The organism is Bartonella sp. MR63HLJHH (assembly GCF_042194155.1).
Taxonomy (GTDB): domain Bacteria; phylum Pseudomonadota; class Alphaproteobacteria; order Rhizobiales; family Rhizobiaceae; genus Bartonella; species Bartonella grahamii.
The window spans coordinates 19551-38484 of record NZ_JBHIMN010000013.1 but is presented as its reverse complement, the minus strand read 5'-3'; the positions used below and the strand labels follow the sequence as shown (position 1 = coordinate 38484).

The 18934-nt window shown below is 37.1% G+C and carries 16 protein-coding genes; 4 read left to right on the top strand and 12 right to left on the bottom strand.

The features are described from left to right. The coding region (locus ACFIKQ_RS08150) for an autotransporter outer membrane beta-barrel domain-containing protein (RefSeq protein WP_375656235.1) at positions 1–1222 on the top strand (1222 nt) is incomplete at its 5' end. A gap of 254 nt (positions 1223–1476) precedes the next feature. On the opposite strand, the gene ACFIKQ_RS08145 is transcribed toward ACFIKQ_RS08150, so the two are convergent. The 4 genes from ACFIKQ_RS08145 to ACFIKQ_RS08130 form a co-directional block, all read right to left on the bottom strand. Continuing rightward, a complete protein-coding gene (locus tag ACFIKQ_RS08145; RefSeq protein WP_375656234.1) occupies positions 1477–2448 on the bottom strand; it encodes a WD40 repeat domain-containing protein in 972 nt (323 codons plus the stop codon). Between the two features lie 10 nt (positions 2449–2458). Next, positions 2459–3487: a CobW family GTP-binding protein gene (locus ACFIKQ_RS08140; RefSeq protein WP_375653194.1), complete on the bottom strand. Its 1029-nt coding sequence runs from the start codon at positions 3485–3487 to the stop codon at positions 2459–2461. 13 nt (positions 3488–3500) lie between these two features. Continuing rightward, positions 3501–4244 carry a creatininase family protein gene (locus tag ACFIKQ_RS08135; RefSeq protein ID WP_375656233.1) on the bottom strand — a complete coding sequence of 248 codons (744 nt, stop codon included), beginning with the start codon at positions 4242–4244 and terminating at the stop codon, positions 3501–3503. A gap of 613 nt (positions 4245–4857) precedes the next feature. Then, positions 4858–5025: a hypothetical protein gene (locus ACFIKQ_RS08130; RefSeq protein WP_375644968.1), complete on the bottom strand. Its 168-nt coding sequence runs from the start codon at positions 5023–5025 to the stop codon at positions 4858–4860. 1350 nt (positions 5026–6375) lie between these two features. Here ACFIKQ_RS08130 and ACFIKQ_RS08125 point away from each other — a divergent pair. Beyond that, entirely contained in the window at positions 6376–6732 is a 357-nt protein-coding gene (locus ACFIKQ_RS08125) for a hypothetical protein (protein ID WP_375644967.1), read from the top strand. Between the two features lie 800 nt (positions 6733–7532). On the opposite strand, the gene ACFIKQ_RS08120 is transcribed toward ACFIKQ_RS08125, so the two are convergent. Then, positions 7533–8867: an NAD(P)H-dependent oxidoreductase gene (locus ACFIKQ_RS08120; protein WP_375636451.1), complete on the bottom strand. Its 1335-nt coding sequence runs from the start codon at positions 8865–8867 to the stop codon at positions 7533–7535. 163 nt (positions 8868–9030) lie between these two features. On the opposite strand from ACFIKQ_RS08120, the gene ACFIKQ_RS08115 reads away from it, so the two are divergent. Further along, entirely contained in the window at positions 9031–9510 is a 480-nt protein-coding gene (locus ACFIKQ_RS08115) for a MaoC family dehydratase (protein WP_375636453.1), read from the top strand. A gap of 923 nt (positions 9511–10433) precedes the next feature. On the opposite strand, the gene ACFIKQ_RS08110 is transcribed toward ACFIKQ_RS08115, so the two are convergent. Genes ACFIKQ_RS08110 through ACFIKQ_RS08100 form a run of 3 tightly spaced genes read right to left on the bottom strand, consistent with a single transcriptional unit; the run spans position 10434 to position 12966 of the window. After that, positions 10434–11093, bottom strand: coding sequence for a methionine ABC transporter permease (locus tag ACFIKQ_RS08110; protein ID WP_015856780.1), 660 nt, complete (start codon positions 11091–11093; stop codon positions 10434–10436). Then, a complete protein-coding gene (locus tag ACFIKQ_RS08105; RefSeq protein ID WP_375656232.1) occupies positions 11086–12120 on the bottom strand; it encodes a methionine ABC transporter ATP-binding protein in 1035 nt (344 codons plus the stop codon). Before ACFIKQ_RS08105 ends, ACFIKQ_RS08110 begins: the two co-directional genes overlap by 8 nt. A 27-nt stretch (positions 12121–12147) precedes the next feature. After that, positions 12148–12966 carry a MetQ/NlpA family ABC transporter substrate-binding protein gene (locus tag ACFIKQ_RS08100; RefSeq protein ID WP_015856778.1) on the bottom strand — a complete coding sequence of 273 codons (819 nt, stop codon included), beginning with the start codon at positions 12964–12966 and terminating at the stop codon, positions 12148–12150. Between the two features lie 526 nt (positions 12967–13492). Between ACFIKQ_RS08100 and ACFIKQ_RS08095 the strand changes: the two genes are divergently transcribed. Further along, complete coding sequence (locus ACFIKQ_RS08095) at positions 13493–14140, top strand: SH3 domain-containing protein (protein WP_375656231.1); 648 nt, start codon at positions 13493–13495, stop codon at positions 14138–14140. A 282-nt stretch (positions 14141–14422) separates the two neighbouring features. Here ACFIKQ_RS08095 and ACFIKQ_RS08090 read toward each other — a convergent pair whose 3' ends face one another. The 4 genes from ACFIKQ_RS08090 to ACFIKQ_RS08075 all read right to left on the bottom strand — a co-directional run bounded on the left by ACFIKQ_RS08090 (position 14423) and on the right by ACFIKQ_RS08075 (position 18603). Further along, positions 14423–15454: an aspartate-semialdehyde dehydrogenase gene (locus ACFIKQ_RS08090; protein WP_375644965.1), complete on the bottom strand. Its 1032-nt coding sequence runs from the start codon at positions 15452–15454 to the stop codon at positions 14423–14425. 1248 nt (positions 15455–16702) lie between these two features. After that, a complete protein-coding gene (locus ACFIKQ_RS08085) occupies positions 16703–17083 on the bottom strand; it encodes a helix-turn-helix domain-containing protein (protein WP_375653199.1) in 381 nt (126 codons plus the stop codon). Positions 17084–17720: 637 nt separating this feature from the next. Next, on the bottom strand, positions 17721–17927 hold the full coding sequence (locus ACFIKQ_RS08080; RefSeq protein WP_375653202.1) for a Trm112 family protein: 207 nt from the start codon (positions 17925–17927) through the stop codon (positions 17721–17723). A gap of 13 nt (positions 17928–17940) precedes the next feature. Continuing rightward, positions 17941–18603 carry an LON peptidase substrate-binding domain-containing protein gene (locus ACFIKQ_RS08075; RefSeq protein ID WP_375644963.1) on the bottom strand — a complete coding sequence of 221 codons (663 nt, stop codon included), beginning with the start codon at positions 18601–18603 and terminating at the stop codon, positions 17941–17943. Between the last annotated feature and the right edge of the window lie 331 nt (positions 18604–18934).

Sequence of the window (18934 nt, the reverse complement as noted above, 5' to 3'; positions counted from 1 at the left end):
CTCTGATCCAAGTGATCCTACACCTGCAGATCCTTCATCTTCTTCCTCTGTGCCTATTACACCAACACCTGCTCTGTCTGAGCCCTCTGATCCAAGTGATCCTACACCTGTAGATCCTTCATCTTCTTCCTCTGTGCCTATTACACCAACACCTGCTCCGTCTGAGCCCTCTGATCCAAGTGATCCTACACCTACAGATCCTGTCCCCACTCCGCCTGTTCCTGTTAAGCCTGATATTCAGCCCGAAATGGGAATTAGGGCGGTTGTCCCACAGTTGCCAACTTATCTCCTTTTACCAAATGCTTTATTCCATGCCGGTTTGATGGATTTTGCCTCTCAAAATAAAAAATTGAAGGCAATACGAAGCTTTTCTGGAGGTTCTTTGAAAAGTGATGAAAATCCAGCATTTTTTATCCGTGGTTATGGTGGAAGCTACCACTATGCTTCAAATCTTTCTGCTTTTGAATATGGCTATGGAGCAGAACTTGATTATAGTGCACTGGAAGCAGGTGTTTTGCTGAAAGAAATTGAGAGTTCAGAGAGTTGTACATTCTTTGGGGTCACGGGAACTTATGGAAAACTCTCTCTCCATCCTCTAAATGTTGAACAGAGCAAAAAAAGCGCATTTGATAAATGGTCTGTTGGAGCCTATGGAAGTTTACAGCATGATACGGGTTTTTATATCGATGGAGTATTATCGTATGGATTTTTTAAGGGAGATGTTTTGACACTAGCACGGGGCAAGGTTGTGGCGTTAAAGGGTAAACAGTTTAGCGGTTCTTTAACCAGTGGCAGAATGTTTGCAACAGGGTATAAAGGTGTTATTTTTGATCCGCAGATTCAGGTTGTTTATCAGCATCTTCAGTTTAATCCGGCACATGATGTTGATAATATTGAGGTTGATTTAGGAAAATTTCATCAATGGGTGGGGCGTGTTGGTGGGCGTTTAAGCAAGACACTTAATGTTTCTGAAGAGGGACGTGTCGTTTCTTTTTATAGTAAGCTTTCTTATTTGCATAGTTTTGAAGATAAGCGATTTGTTTCTTTTAAAAACGATTTCCAATTAGGTTTTTTTGGTTCTTCTTTGGAAGCAGGTCTTGGGTTTAATGCGCGTCTTTCTTCAAAACTTTCTCTTTATGGAGATATAAATTATCAGCATAGACTGACAAAAGCAGGGTTTTCTGGAGCAAGTTTCTCTGCTGGTTTGCGCCACCTTTTTTGACAAAGTATGATATGTCTTTTTATAAAAAAGGCAGTAGAAAATGCTGCCTTTTACTTTATTAAAATCTTCTCTTATTTTTTCTAAATGGTTCTTTTGTCTTGATGAAAAAGGTCCACAATATATGATTTCTTTGGTTTGTGATTGAAAATGCCTCGTAAGTGTGTTTATTTTTTAGAGAGGAAGATGGGTTTCATGCGCAATTGCTTCTGGAGGATTGTGCGGCTATTTTAGCTGTAATGGTTGTTGTTGTTTTCTTAAACAGAGATGTTGATAATACCACACTCACCATTTTCGCTACCAAAGGCAAGGTTGTATCCTGTCTGATCCCAGTTGAGCGCTGAAATGGCGCTTTTTCCATAGCCTTTTAGAAGAACCTCTTTTCCATCGTGAAAATGTGCACACAAAATCATTCCGTCATTGAAGCCTATTGCTACAATGTCTTCGCTTGGATGGCATGCAACGGTGCTGACAAGTGCATTTGCTCGTGTGCCCAGTTCTAATGGTGTTTTTCCCATGGGGCCATCTTTTGTATGAAAGGGCCAGACAATGGCTGCTGATGCACCGGATGTTGCTAACCATTTTCCCTTCGCGCTCCAAGACCAGCTTTTGACTTTGCTTGGGTAGCCACTCATGCGGAGATGCTGATTATCAGTGAGACGCCAGCCATGGAGGGCGTTTTCTTGCATGGTAGAAATGACATAGCGGTTGTCTGGTGAGAAGGTGACACCAAAGTGTGCTCCTTTCCAGACCAATGTGGTGGGAGATGTTTGCGTTGATAACCAATGAAGAGTAACACCATTGTAATGGGCAACGGCAAGGCGTAATCCCTTTGGAGCAAAAGCAAGACCTTCTATACTGCGTTCATGTGTGAGCTCTTGCAGTTCTTTGCCAACATTTGCCAGTGTGATACGTGAGGAGGAAAAAGCAAAAACTTTCCGTGGTCCAAATGCAACATTGCTTATCCATTTGCCTTCCTGTTTGCCCAGTACTTTTGTATGACCATCTGCTGTTGTTTGACAGACCTTTCCGTCTTCTCCACCTGTAATGATAGCTGTGTTATCATGGGAAAAATGGCTAGAAATTATTCCTTGGTGAACTTCAATGGTTTGTGGGATTGGGTTAAAAAAAACAATAAAACCTTCAACCGAGACAAAAGCTGGTTTGTTATCAATAAAACCGGAGGAAAGACAATAATTTTGTAAATTGTAATTGGTAATGCTTGGCATTGTTACTCGCTTATGCACAATTTTCAAAACCCGTTCTCAGTTTTTCGGCATCAAGGGTGCGGCCAATAAAAACAAGTCGGCTTTCACGTTTTTCATCTTCACGCCATGGACGTTGGTGCTGTCCTTCAAGGATCATGTGGATGCCTTGAATGACATAACGATCATCGTCTCCTTGAAATGCGATAATGCCTTTTAAACGCAAAATATCGGGACCCTGTTGTTGCGTGATCTGTTGAATCCATGGGAAAAATTTTTCTGGTTGAAGGGCACCTGTTTTTAAACTTACAGAGGTTATTGTAATATCATGAATGGTGGATTTGTGGTGATGTGCATGATCATGATTACAATCGGGACCACAGACATGGTCTGCGTGCTGATGGTCAAGAAAATGGGGATCATTATCTAAAGTGCGTTGGAGGTCAAAGGAACCTCGATCGAGGAGTTTATCAAGAGGGATGTTAGCGCGCTCTGTTGCGTAAATTATGGCTCTGGGATTAATTGCAAGAATGAGCGATTGCGCGTGTGCACGTTCTTCTTCGCTGACAAGATCAATTTTATTTAAGAGAACAATATCAGAGAAAGCAATTTGCTCTTCAACTTCTCGGCTTTTTTTAAGTTGGTGTGAAAAATGCTTTGCATCAACGACTGTGATGACACTGTCGAGAGCGGTTTTTTCATGGACCGTATCATCCATAAAAAAAGTTTGTGCAACGGGGATTGGGTCAGCAAGCCCTGTTGTTTCTATAATGATAGCATCAAATCGATGAGAGCGCTGCATTAGACTTTCCAAAATGCGAATAAGATCGCCGCGCACGGTGCAACAGACACAACCATTATTCATTTCATAAATTTCTTCGTCTGATTCAACGATAAGATCATTATCGATGCCAATTTCACCAAATTCATTGACAATGACTGCGTAACGTTTGCCGTGGTTTTCACTCAGAATGCGATTGAGAAGAGTGGTTTTTCCTGATCCAAGATAGCCTGTGAGAACCGTAACAGGAAGTTTTGTGGGAGTGTTTTGCGTCTTTTCCATGGTTCATGCCTTTTTATTGAAATGTGTTTATTTTAAATCGATTGATATCATCAAGTAAACCATGAAGCCCACAAAGAACATGAGAGAAAATTGCTTCACCGGCTTGCGGTGTTGCTTCACTTGCATTGCCTGCTGCTCCTTGTTTGTTAAGGTCACGCATTGTCCATCCAAAGGCATGAGGACCATAAGCGCGTAAATACTGATAGTTGGCAATCATATCAGCTTGCTTATTATGAAAATTTTCTGCTTTCTCCATATGCACTTTTTCGGGTGCTAAATAGAGCATTAAAGAGGTTTCTATAAATCCTCCATGGATATCAAGATGCTGTTGAGACGGTGCCATTAAACCTTGTGGTAGGCCAAAACGACTCCAACTTGTTGCTACCGCAAGCATTGAAAAACGCCTCCGTAATTCGGTGATAACAATGCTCATTAAAGGCGAATTGCCTCCGTGGGCATTGAGAAGAAGAAAACGCTTTATTCCTTTGCGATAGCAGTTTTCACCAATCTTTATCCATCGCTCAATAGCCTCGAAAAAGGTGAGGGTTTGTGTGCCTGTAACATCCATATGTTCTATAGAATAGCCAATCTTTTCAACCGGTAAAAGTGCGATATGAAATTGCTCTTTTGTTTGTAAAGTGAGGGCTTTTGCAAAAGCTTCAGCAATGATCCAGTCGGTTTCGAAGGGAAGGTGCTCTCCGTGATATTCGTGTGCGCCCAAAGGTAAAAGAGCGAGAAAAGGCGTGTTAGATATCATAAATTATTGCCCAAAAGAGAAGTTAACACAGAAAAAATGATCAAAAGTGCTGTCACTATTTAATCTATCTATAAGAGAAACGCAAATAGGCGTTTTTTTACATCACATATGGATGCTATAAAAATGAGAGTTTTGTTAAAAATAGTGAAGATTTTATTGAGCAAAGCCCACTCAATTTTTTTGTAATATGAGGCGAACTTTCTAAAGATAGCTATCTTTGGTAAGACTTTCTGATGCAGATTCTCATTTTTAATAAGTAAATATTCATACAGATTAAATACTTAACATCATGTAATGAAAAATAATTTTTCATTGTTTATTGAAAACACAATTTTTTCTGTAAGTTGCATATTCTTCTTTTTACTATGGAGCGAGGATAACCAAACTATTTCTATTGTTGCAATAGTACAGACTTTGGTTGCAATCAGAAGTTCTAAATTCTTAATTCAAGTATCTGTATATTACAAAAGAATAGAAATGTTTATTGATTGATTTTACTTTGGATAGTGTCTTAATAGACTTTAGTGCTCATGAGAAAAAATGAATATAAAGGGAAGGATTCACGTAAGATAAACTTGCAGTCTCAGAGAGCTCGATGAGTTTATAAGATGATTCAAGAAGAAACACCGTTGGATACATGATAAACAGAACGCCATTGTGTTGCACATTGATATGCTTGTTTTAAAGAAACCTTTCCTAAGGTATTCAAGCCTATTTTGCGACGCTGTTCGTGAAGGGTATAACGGTAAATCCTCATAATATAAAATATATTGTACTTCACTATATTTACTTTTTTAAAGTAAAAAGCGACACCACCATTCACTTTGCCAGTTTTCAATATTGTGTTAACAGCGCTTGATAGTTAAAATATCTCATAAGTGAAATTTTCCTTTTTTCAAGTGTGTTTACACACACATCGTTTTCTTTTGTGATTTGAAAGCGAAGAATTTTGATTGATTCAATATAAACAGAGTTAAAATTAAGAGAGTCTTATAATAATCAGCCCTCTCATTCAACATGCAAAACAAGAAATTATTATTATAGATTAGTATCCTGCTATTAAAATGATCGATTGCTAAATTTATCATTCAATATCAGTTTTCATGGCGTTATTTTTTCAATGCGCTTACTTAAGTTGGTATCTCAAAAATGCAATTTTTAGTCAGTTTCTCTACCACTTTTCTTTCAAGCATTTGATTAATTATTTATTATTATTATTTATTTTGCACAAATTGCAGACAGTTATGTGAATATTGCCAAAAATTTATTTCAAAGAGAATTATTTTTTACTAATACAGAGTAAATATAATTACTCAAAAGATAAATAGGGCTGCGCTCTACAATATTGACGAAAAATATGGAATAACTTTTATGAGAATTAAGAAAGAAAATTGCTTTTCAGTATTTTGGGGGATCATCTCATTTTTCATGACTCTCTTTTTATTTAATTTTAGGTAGTTTGTTGGTGCTCTAGTGTTGCTTATAATGTTTTTGTAAATCTGATAGATTTACTTATTTTATGCGTTTGTTTTATTGGGTTTTAAAGTCAATATTTAAGTTCTTTATGCTGTATGAGATAAAGGTGCTGAATTACCTTTTTGAAGATGCTATGCGCTATTTTTCTTTATATATCAGTAAAAGTTGAGAATCATTTTATTAACGTCTTTTCTATTTGAAAATAGAGATCTTGATTTATTTTTACATTTTATAACTGTTTTATAGAAAAATAATACACTATTTTAAGGTTTATTTATTAGGATAGATTTGTTTTAGATCGAGCTTTTTATTCGCTATCAATTTTATTTTCAAGTTTATTGATGAGCGATATAATAAAAATTCATTAAGTAATATTTCATTTTTATATTTATTGAAATAATAGAGAAGAATTATCATTAGATTGACAGTTTTAAATGTTATAGTTCTTTAAAATTTAATTACATTTTAAATTATTTTTATCATTTGTTGTTTTTGTGTCTTTACATGCAATACACAATGTGTTATATCTGTAATATAATTACAGATAATATTTTATTATGTGTAATTATATAAATAATTAAATATAAGTTTTGGTTTTTATATATGTGAATATTCTTTCATTTTTTCAGTGAAGAAAAGAGGAGCAAAGAAAGCTATGTTTAAAATATTTAAAAATCGTGTATGTTCATTTACTTTTACACTATTTATTCTTTTTTTTGTACAAACTATAGAGGGAAATGCAAGTTTTGTAAAAAATCAATTTCAAGAGAGAGTGGCAGTTACTATTTCTACACTAGAAAAAAAAGTAGTTATTAAAGCTGTGGATAGAGCTGTTATTCAAGGCGTTGAGGAACAAAATGCTATTGCTTTGGGGAAAGCTGAAAAAACTGCTGCCTTTTCAGGTGCAGCTTTTTGGGGGGGAATAGGTATTATATCACTTCTTGCTTCTTTATGTATTGGGGATGTATTAGGTGCTGTTGTATCTCTTTGGGGAATATTCACTACACTTTAGTAGAAAGCTCATCGACAAAGTCGATGATTTTTTTGTTCATTTCATGATTTTGAAAAAATAAATATTTGAACTTATTTATACTGTATTGGATGGAAAAATCACTATTATTAATACCAAATGTAGCTTTTATTAACATTATTAAAGTTCAATGTCCTACATTTATGTTTTTTTACAAAATAATGTAACCTCATTTTTTACAGTTTATGGTTATTTCCTAGTAATAAGGCTAGTATACTTACTATCTTTATCAGCCTTTTAATATTGTTTACCTTCTCTCATATGAAGATTATTCATTAAAGGCATATTTTATCCTTTTTAAAATTTTTTATCTTTTATAAGAGGATAAAATAAAAAATATCCCTTATTCATGGCTCTTATGCAATAAGAAAAATGATAAATTATTATTTCAAATTTGTTTATGTTAAATCCATCAAAAGTATTTTTTACATAGAACAAGTTGCGTTCGTGTATGGATAAGATTATCAAAAAAAGAGTAAAAATTCTTCTCATGAATCATCTCAAAGGCTCAAGGGCTGTCGTAATATTGACAAATAAAATGATGATGCCGGTTTGTATCTTTATAGAGTAAAGATAGTGATACACAATGAATCTTATGCCATCTCATGGGGTGGTTTATATTGTAGCATTTACGCGCCATATTGTGAGAAGGAAGTGGTGATATGCATCGTTGAAAATGCCTTTATTAAAAGATAAATACTTTTATTTGCGATACAAGTGTATTCTGGGTTGTTCTGTCGTGTCAGGGAAAGATGCTGTTAAGTAAGGTAATTAAGGAGTGTTTATAGCTTAGCGGAAGAAGGGACATGAAGTAAAAGGTCTTGTTTAGCACGAAGACGCGCAATCCATTGATCTTCACGAATAGCAGTATTATGTATTGTAATGAGTTCGTTTTTTTTAATTGCAGCTGTTACTGTTGCTTTTTCTAAAAGACCACAAGGAATGGCGTGGTGAGCGCGTGCTTCTGCGATGTTCATTATCCAAGCGCGATAAGTATAAAGACCGATAAAGTCTAGCTGATCACCTGGATGTAAATCTTTTTTAGCAACAGCACAGACTTCTACTACGGGATGGCTAAGAGGAACCATATCTTTTTTGCCATAAAGCATAGCGCGTGCGCAGGTGAGGGGAACTTCCATTGCTGTTAAATGATAGGGACGGTGAAAGGTGAAATAAGGCCCCTGACCAATTTTTAAATCTTCCATACGTTCGCGTAAACGTGGGTGCGCTATTTCTGCAATGACAAAGACACCTGGGGAAACACCTTGGCCTGTTGAATAATCTACAATACCATATCGCTGCAAAATGCCTCCATCTTGTTTTGGGATAAGCACTTTGTTTAGATCTTGCAGCGCCGCTTGTGGTCCATGCATTCCTGGGCAATCGGGGAGAAGTCCAGTGGCATTGGCAATTGCTGCCATTTCAACCATCGTTTTGGAACCATCAATAAATTCAACCAACATGCGCACATTCATATTACGCCGGAATGCTTCTTCTTCGTAAGCATCAGGTGTAGCATCAAAGCGCAGAGGATTATTTTTTCCTTTACCTGCTGCAACAATCTTATGTCCAAGGGCTGAAACAAATTCTATGAGTTCCATACAAGAAGTTGGTTCATCTCCGGCACCAAGTGTATAAATGAGCCCTCGTTTTTCTGCTTCATGTTTGAGATAAGCGCCAATTGTAACATCTGCTTCAACATTCATCATGACAAGATGTTTGTTATTCTCAAGCGCTTTGATACCAATTTCTGCTCCTGCTTCGGGATAGCCTGTTGCATCAACGATAATATCAATTTGTTCATGACGTAAAACAAGGTTAATATCATCTGTTGCTGCAATCAAATTTTTTTCAATGCTTTGCGTGAGAGCATAAGTATTTTCAACTTCACAGACATGTCCATCCTCGCCATAGGCCATTGTAGCGGCATCAAAAATACGTGACGGCGTCCTAGTGGCTACTGCAGCGACTGTTATACCATCCATATGCGCAATACTTGATAATAAATCTGTGCCCATTTCACCACAACCAATCAGTCCAATACGGATGGGGGGATGCTTTTCTGCACGTTGTTTCAAATCATGCGCTAAACCTGTTAGGTTCACATTGCTTGCCATTCTTTTTTCCCATTTGAAAACTATTCTGCTAAAGAACTTTTCTCATTCATAAGGTGCATTTGCTTTTAAGACAATTAATCTTTTATTCTTGATGCTCTAATCAATGGATTTTATAAAAGCAAGAGGGGTGGTTGTTTTTATCAAATAAAATAGGAATAGCGTTATGCAGCAAAAAATAGCAGTACAAGATGTCACCAGTTTTATTGGGAAAGAAGTGGGATTATCGGGGTGGCGTCTTGTTACACAGGATATGATTAATCAGTTTGCATGCGCTACAGATGATCATCAATGGATACACGTTGATGAGGAAAAGGCTAAAAAGACACCTTTTGGAGGCACAATTGCTCATGGGTTTTTAACATTATCGCTTTTGTCTACGCTCGCTTATGAGGCACTTCCAGAGTTGGAGGGGAGCACAATGGGGATTAATTATGGTTTCGATAAAGTACGCTTCATGAGTCCTGTGAAAACAGGGGTACGGGTACGTGCGCGTTTTGTGTTAGATGATGCAGAAATTCGCCCTTCTGGTCGAGTGGTTTTCCATTATGGGGTTACGGTAGAAATTGAACAGTTAAAAAAACCAGCTCTTACGGCTCAATGGCTTATTGTGGCAGTGATGGGGGAAAAATCTTCCAATATCTAGCTTAGTTTGAGTACTTTATTTTATAGAATTTTTGTACAATTCTATTAGAAGTTTCTTCAATGATAATATTGAGAATAATCTATAGGGTGATAGATATGCTGGAGCTATCATAGCGTTGATAGCTATAGCAGATTGCTATCTTTCCTAGATCTTTTTGAAGAGGAGTTTCTTGGTGAAGATAGTGCATTGCCTCACGCTTTTGTTTATAGCATTCTTTAATGGGATCATAGCCCTCACATAAACAGAATGTTTCAAATGGAATATACTTGCGTTGCTAATTCACGGGCTTATTTTAAAGAAACATCTCTCAACGCTCGTCACACCCATTTCGCAATGGCGCCTGTGAATAGTATAACGGTAAAGCCATTGAGCACCCCCATATCTTTATGCCTGTGAAGAAGAAAACCGGTACTATCATATTATATGCTAGCACCTTATATGCTAGCACCCAATGTTAAGACAGATCTTGGTGCTTGAGATAATTCATAAGAGGCACGCCTTCCTTGCTTGTATAGTTTTTACTCACACGGCTCTTCCTGCTTGTAACATGCAAGCGAGAGATTTTGATTAATTCGATATGGAACAAATTGGGAATGAGAGGATCTTACGGTATTCAGAGTTCTTATTCAATATGTTGTCTAAGGTTGGGAAAGGTCGTGACCAATGTCTTAATTTGACATGATAATTTATCATTTTTATGTTAAGAGAGAGTTTCAAATATTGTAAGATCTCTCATTTCATTTCCTTTTATATTCAATCAGTTAAAACTATTTTCTTTCATGTTACAAACGGATGGGGAGAGATAAAAACTGTTTAAGAAAAAAGTTCCTAATCTCTTATGAACGTTTTCGACAACCAAGGGTTGTTGCACTTGGAAAGTGGCAAAGAGGATGATGATACTGGTATGTGAAATTCTAAGTCTTTTAATGTTTTGTTTTATCAAGTTTTTGTACGATTTTATCAGAAGTCCATTGGGTTATAATATTGAGCATGATCAAAAGAATGATGACAATGGTCATGATGAAGGTATTATAGCGTTGATAGCCATAGCGGATTGCCATATCCCCTAAACCGCCTCCACCAAGATATCCAGCAAGTGAGGTGGCTCCTATGAGAGAAATGACCATGACTGTAAAACCTGTAATCAGGCTAGGGAGAGCTTCAGGAATAAGAACATGTCTGATAATTTGAAGACGGCTTGCACCCATAGAGCGGATCGCTTCAATGAGACCGTTTTCAACGGTTTTAAAAGAGAGTTCCGCCATGCGTGCATAAAAAGGAATAGCTGAAATGGTCAGTATAAAAATTACAGCAGGCATTCCTATCCCTCTTCCTACAACGATACGCGTAACGGGAAGAAGATAAAATGCAAGAATAATAAAGGGAATGGCACGAATACTGTCAATGATCATGCTTAAAGGGCGATTGATGAGAGATGAGGAAAAAATCCCCCCGCGTGCTGTTGTGTGAAGAAGAAGACCAAGGGGAAGTCCTATAATAAATGCCATAAAAGAAGCACTAAGTGTCATCAATATTGTATCAATAACAGCTTGGGGAAGTTCATGAGACAGAACATTAAACATAGCCTAAGACCTCACAATATCGTCCTTTTTTCGTTAACCATTGAACAGCTTTTTCTAAAGCTTCTTTATCTTCTCCAGGAAGAGCCAAGAAGAGTCGCCCGATGGTTTCATCTTGAACTGTATCAATGCCACCATGCAAAATACGTGCTTTTAAACCACTCTCATTTTCTAGAAGATGAAGAAAAGGCTGCTGGGCAATTTCACCGGCAATATTGATTTCAATGACAGCTTCTCGCCCGATTGGTTTGAGATTTTTCGCAAATTTTTCAGGAAGTTGCGGGGTGACAAGCTTGAGCATGGCTATGGTTGTATCGTCTTGCGGTGATGTAAAGATGTCTTTCACACGTCCTTCTTCTACGATGTTCCCCTGATTAAGAACAACAACGCGATGCGCTATGGTGCGCACAACTTCCATTTCATGGGTGATGAGCACAATCGTGAGATTGAGGTGTTTATTAATATCAGCAAGGAGCTCTAGAATAGATTGTGTTGTTTCAGGGTCAAGAGCAGAGGTGGCTTCATCTGATAACAATATTTTAGGATTAGCAGCGAGCGCACGAGCAATGCCAACGCGTTGTTTTTGCCCCCCTGACAATTGTGCCGGATAGCAATATTCTTTTCCATATAACCCAACCAATTCAATCAGTTCAAGGGCACGTTTGTGGCGTTGTTTTTTACTTACACCACTTAATTTAAGCGGCAATGCAATGTTATCAAGAATATTTTGCGATGAGAGAAGATTGAAATGTTGAAAAATCATCCCAATTCGTTGACGGTAAGGCGCCCACTCTATCTCTGATAGATTTGAAATATCAACATCTTCAAAAAAAATGGACCCTGCATCAATCTTCTCTAACCCATTTAAACAGCGGATAAGTGTTGATTTTCCTGCTCCACTGCGCCCAATAATCCCAAGGATTTCACCAGCATGGATATTTAAAGAGAGATTATTAATTACCGGAACACCAGCCGTTTTGTTAAAACAACGGCTGATGTTTTTTAAGGAGATAAGGGTAGATTTTTCCATTCACAATTACTCGGATATTTGGCACAATTACCAAGAAGTTTGGGCGGTTTTGCCAAAAATCTCTTTGATTTTTGCACGGATAAGATCGTTGTTGTAAGCGGCAACTAATTTTTTAACCCATGGCTCATCTTTTTCGCTCGTGCGTACAACGATGATATTATCATAAGGATTATTTTTTGCGCTCTCCCATGCGACGACATCTTTTTCGAAGTTTAATCCGGAAACAATAGCCCAGTTTGTGTTTATAATTGCAAGATCAAAATCGTCAATAGCTCGCCCTAACATACCAGCATCGAGCTCACGAATTTGCAGGTTTTTAGGATTTTCGATAATATCAAGTGGAGATGCAAGAATATTATGGGGGTCTTTTAACTTAATGAGACCTAAAGAATTGAGAAGAAGTAAGGCTCTTCCACCATTAGATGGGTCGTTTGGAATACCAACATGTGCACCATCACGTAGATCTTTTAAGTCTTTGATTTTGTGCGAATAAACACCGATTGGAGCAATAAATGTATAGCCGACAATTGAAAGTTTATAGCCACGTTGTTTCATTTGTTCATTAAGATAAGGAGCGTGCTGAAAAGCATTCGCATCGATCTCTCCTGCGTTAACAGCGTCATTAGGCAAAGCGTAATCAGAAAAATAAACGAGTTCAATATCTAAACCGGCCTTTTTAGCCTGTTCAGCAGCAGTTTTCCAAATAATCGCATCCCGCCCTTCCATAATACCAAGTTTGATTTTTGATTTGTCTGTAGCCATGACAAAAACCGTAGATAAAAAAAGTGCAAAGAGAGAGAGGAATAATCCTATAATCCGACTACGAGAAAAAAATTTTAATGTCATGTGCTTTTAACTTTCTTTTCCAAGAGATTTTTTGAGGGAAGTTTCAATATACTCTGTATTTTTATACTCTGTATTTTTTAGGAAGATTTAAAGTTATACAAGCTTTAGAGAATATTCAATCACTTTTATTTTTAAAAGAGTATTATTTTTCCTCCTATTTTTAGTATTTTGGGGGCTTATCATCATTCATTCTCTGAAATTCTCTGTAATTTAGGCAATCAATTCTTTTATTGCAATCATTTGTTGAGGGAACCAATAACACTTTAAAAACTTCTTTAAGGGACGATTGGTTGAAGGACCAGATAATCAAATGATGCTTTAGCTGTAAATTTATGAGGAGCATACTGCGCAATCAAGATCAAAAGTCCGTGTTCGTGTAGAGGGGGAATAAAGAGAGATTTTGTTACAATGTTGTGGGGTCTTTTGGGCGGGAAATAAAAGTTGCGGATCATTGGATTTAAACGCGGCAAATTTTTGCAAAGGCGAAATTTTGCCCTTCACATGTTTTGAGAGAGGAAGAAAAATAATGTTAAGAAAGAAATTTTTATCAACAACAATGATTTTATGGGCTTTGGGAGCGTCGGGGGTGGCTGTGACTGCTTCTCACGCGGAAGCTGGAACCATTGCAGGAACAGTTGCTCGTGTTGCTTCAGGTCAGGTATCTTTACGCACAGGTCCTGCGACAGCTTACAAAGTGATCTCAATGGTTCCAATGGGAGCAAAAGTGCAAATTTATGGCTGTCTATCCAATAAAACTTGGTGTTCTCTTGGTTATCACGGAAAGGTTGGTTGGGCATCTGCACGTTATGTCAATGTCAACAATGTTCCTACCGTTGCTTTTACAAAGATGCCAGTAAAGCCAAATGCTATGAGAAAATCGCCAAAAGTAAAAAAAGAAAAAGTAAAACAGGTTGTTTCTGGTTTTAAAGCTCTTCCGGCGATTCAAAAAACACGGAAAAACATACAAAAACTCTACAGAACAGATATGATTATCGATTCTACAGGTGTCAAAAAAAGAGATGAACGGACAATTTTAAATCCTTCGCCCAAAGCACAAGGAGTTTCTGTAAAGCACGTAAATGCTTATAACCCCTTCTTTCCTGATAATGTCAATTACAAAAATTTTGAACGTAATGAAACACGTTACCGTGTTGTGACTTATCCTGCTCGATAAGGGTAAAGTTAATTTCACAACCGGAATGACAAAAAGGATCAGCAGCATGAAGCAAAAAATGCTTATGCTGCCGATCCTATTGTACCGTAAAATGGCATTAGGGCGGCGATGATTAATTAAGGTGGCGAGGTATTTATGGATATTCAGAGTAAAATTTGTCAATATCCCGAATTATAGTCCTTTAGGCTGGTGATATGAATCTCCAGCAGGGGAAGATCCTACTGAAGAGAAGCCGGACTTTTGACAGACCGGCTAGGGCTCTTCATCCTTTCGGACAGGGCGTTAATTTACGGACTTAGGCTTTATCAAATTACGAGAAATGAGTAATTCAGCAATTTGAACTGCGTTCAATGCTGCTCCTTTTCTTAAATTATCGGCGACAACCCAGAAAGCTAAACCATTTTCAACGGTAATATCTTCACGAATACGGCTAATAAAGGTGTCATCTTCTCCGGTACATTCATAAGGTGTGGTATAGCCACCATCTTCGTGTTTATCGATAAGCTGACAACCGGGAGCATCGCGGAGAAGCGCTTGTGCTTCAGATACGCTTAGTGGTTTTTCAAATTCAACATGGACAGCTTCGGCATGACCGATAAAGACAGGGACACGAACAGCAGTGGCTGTTAATTTAATCTTCGGATCGAGAATTTTCTTCGTCTCAGCAGTCATTTTCCATTCTTCTTTTGTATAACCATCTTCCATGAAAACATCGATATGAGGAATGACATTAAAGGCAATGCGTTTAGTGAATTTTTTTGATGTAATTGGGTCAGCAACAAAAACAGCACGTGATTGTTCGAAAAGTTCGTCCATTCCTTCTTTACCAGCTCCAGAAACCGACTGATATGTAGAGACAACAACACGTTTAATGATTGCAGCATCATGGAGAGGTTTTAAAGCTAAGACCAGTTGAATTGTTGAACAATTAGGATTTGCTATAATATTACGCTTAGAAAAGGCATTTATAGCTTCGGCATTGACTTCAGGGACGATCAACGGAACATTGGAATCATAGCGCCACGTGGAGGAATTATCGATGACGACACAGCCAGCGGCAGCGATTTTAGGAGCATATTCTTTGGAAATGCTTCCTCCCGCAGACATCAGACAAAAATCTGTGTCAGAAAAATCGTAAGTATCCAGTGCTTTTACTTTTAAAGTTTTATCTCCATAAGAAACTTCTTGTCCTAATGAGCGTCGTGATGCTAGAGGGACAATTTCATGCGCAGGAAAACCACGTTCCTCTAAAATTGTAAGCATTTCACGACCAACATTTCCGGTTGCGCCGACAATTGCAACTTTAAAACTCATTTTCTATATACTCCTCATGTCTCTCCACGTTTATTCCCCGTGCTATACTCAGGAGAGAGTGAGTTGGTCAAGGAACATCATTAAATTATATTTTTGATTTTCAACAACTCAATTTTGTACACATCAATCACCATCAGCAGCACAATAAGTTGTTTTATTTCAAATGATACGTCTTTTTAATCTTTCAGAATTGAAAAATTGAATATTGTACGCTAAACTGTTATCTCTTTTAGAGAGCACTTTAATTAAGTGAATTCCATATCTTCTGTCAATTGTTTACCTTCACACTTTTGAATTTTTTAAGGATGCTATTACGTATTGCGTTGGGGGAATCTTTTAATACCTTATCTGTTAAGTGTTGAAGTATTTGATCTTCTCCCTATGCCTTTAAAAGCGAAGCTTCCTATTACAGTCTGTAAACAGCCAGATTCTAGCGGTTGCTTTTAGCGACTTCCCATTTTTCACGTGAACTTAAGGCTCAACAAGCAAGTCTAAAAATATTTAAAAAGACATTTGGCGCCTAAAAAACATTTGAATGTTTCAAGGAGGTATGCATGCTTCATATTCTCATACCTTAAATGATAGAATTTATGGTACAACAGGATAAACTTAAGTATCCATTATATAAATAAATTCTTATGAAAGTTATACATATAGTTTTTTCGTGTCTTATTTTTACTTTAATCCTGTTATGCTATAAAATATCGTCATTTGAAGTATGGTGATCTTTAAGCTTTCTTGATATATTTAAGTGTGTGGGAATATTCTTAGGCTTGTTTGGCGAGCTTTTTGTTTCAAGTGGATTATATGAGTGGAAAGCCGTTGAACACCTCCATGTTTAATGTTTAAAAAAAAGAGTAAGTTAGCACCATCATACATTTTTTCAGCACTCAATGTGGCTACAGTTCTTGGTATGTGAGACGATTCAATTAAGAGGTATGCCTTTTTTGTACATTTTTACTCACACGCTAACTCTGCTTGTAATGTGCAAATAAGTGATTTTGATTGATTCAATATAGAACAAGTTTGAAATGAAAGAATTTTATGATATTCGAGACACTCATTCAATATACATAACGTTAGATATATCATTATGAATCAAAGCGCTATAGCTCAGTTAAACTCGTTAGAATTCGGACTATTTACAGACCAGATTAGATTTAAGAAATTTCGTTCTCATGAGGTGTGGGGAGACAGTCAAAATTCTTTTCAATGTTATTAAGGATGTTGATTGTTCTTTCAGTGAATTTATGAAAATAAGGGGTCATTTTTTTCACCAGAAATCAACTGCAAAATAGCCCTTTGTTTTTTGCGGGTCAGCATTCTGAAACTTTGCAAAAGTAAATATTCTGCTTTGCTTTCTACTCTGTCATCACAATGATAGAGGGGATCTTCTTTTTTTGTGTTATCAGCATAAAAGAAGGAAACGGGAACATCTAATATATGAGCAATTTCTTGTAAACGTCTTGCACTTACGCGATTTAAACCTTTCTCATACTTTTGAATTTGTTGAAATGTTACGCCCAAATGACTCCCTAATTGTTTTTGAGAAAAACCCATGAGGTTTCTTCTAAAGCGAATTTTTTTGCCTAAAGAAATGTCATAAAAATGTAAATTTTTGGCTCGCACTTTGCTCCCCCTCCGGTTGCGAGCGCCCTCGCATTAGTATTCCGGGGTCTGGAAGTGCTGAAACCGAGCCAGCCTCTTGCTTTTAGTGCTGAGAGCACTTGGACATAACAAGAGCCCCCGGAAATTCCGGGATATCCGCAAAAAGCGGGTTTATTTTATACTCGGTTTTAGGGCTTCCAGGCCCTATTGATCGCTGCGTATACGATCAAAAACACAAGTTCATTCATAGGATAATTTCTTTAAATCGTCAACCAGAGTGACAGCAGTTGGTTTGGTTGTTTTTTGCAAAGTTTACATGCAACTGTTGCAATGCATCCCTTTATTTTGATGAAATTTAGGACAATTTCTTGGTGATCATTATTGGGAATATTTAAAATTGTAACTATATGACTTTTATCCATTTATTGTGTATAGAAACGGAAGTTTCTTTTCGCATTCAGAAACAAAAGACTTTTTAGAGTAAGTATAACATTGGAAGTTGGTAAAGAGGGGAGTTGGTAAAGAGAATGCTGGTGCTGGCGTGTAATGGATTAGCGTTTAAAATACCAATATTAAAAAGATTGCATGAGCAAAAGAGAGCGTTTCATAGAGCAGTGATTGATAACAGCTTTCTCCAGAAAAAATGAACGAAATTTTCTTATTTTTTATACGCTACGTTTTCATTGTTTTGCAAAGGGCGTGCTTCTGAGGCAAGCATAATGGGAACACCATCACGAATAGGATAGGCAAGTTTGGCGTTGAGAGAAATGAGCTCTTGTTTTTTTCGGTTGTAAGAGAGTGTGCCTCTCGTTATCGGACAGACGAGCAATTCGAGCATTTTGGGATCTGTGGTCATTTTTTTCATGTTTGGACGTTCATTAGTTTAAACGGTAATCTGTACCTGTTTGTTTCATGAGTGAGCGTTCTGTTAATGCAAGAAGAGTTTGGGCACGGCTTTCGATATCTGGAGCTTCAAGGAGAGCTTGTTTTTCTGCTGGTGTAAAGGGGATAAGAGCTGAAAAAGCATTAACCAATATAGGTGTAGGGGCTTCTATGATACTGCTCCAATTATATTCCATTTCATGTATGGTTAGATATTTTTCTACAACGTCGAGTAAGCTCTCTCGGTTAATGCTTTCTTCAACATCAAATTCTTGCAAGTCTTTTATGTTTGATTGGATGAGAGCTGTTCGATAGGATTTTGTGTTTGTCAATTCTTGTTCTAAGGTGAAGCGGCAAACACCTTGTAAGATTATGAACAGTTGTCCATTTCCTGTTTCACTGTAGTTTGTAATGCGCCCTATACAGCCTGTTTTATAAAGTTGTGTAGAGAAGCGGTCTGTGTTCGATGAAAGTGGTTGAATAATGCCCAATAGACGATCAGTTACCATAACGTTTTCAATCATTTCAAGTGATTCTGGTTCAAAAATGTTGAGTGATAAAAAACCGCCGGGTAGTAAGAGTGCACCTTCTAAAGGAAAAAGGGCAATTTGCTTTGGAAGATCATTTTCGCAATTGTAAGAGATATTACCAGCTTTCATGAGTATTTTGTCACCTTTGTTCGGTAGTTTTAGTCTGTAAATAGTCGCAATTTATGACACTATTGAGAAAGCAGAAAACCTACTTCTTGTACATTAAAATCATACTTATAAAATACTTGAAGTCCTTATTCTAAAAAAAGAATATGAAACCCTATCTTTAAGGTTGAACTGCGCGAGAAAGAATATTGCTTTGCGATCTTTTTAGTGTGTGACGTTTTGCATGATTTTCAAGAGGTATTTTTGTTTATAGCTTTTGATTTTGTCTTAAATTTCCTAAAATGTGTTCCTTGCAATTTTTGTAAGGTTCAAAAGGATACTATTATAAATCTTT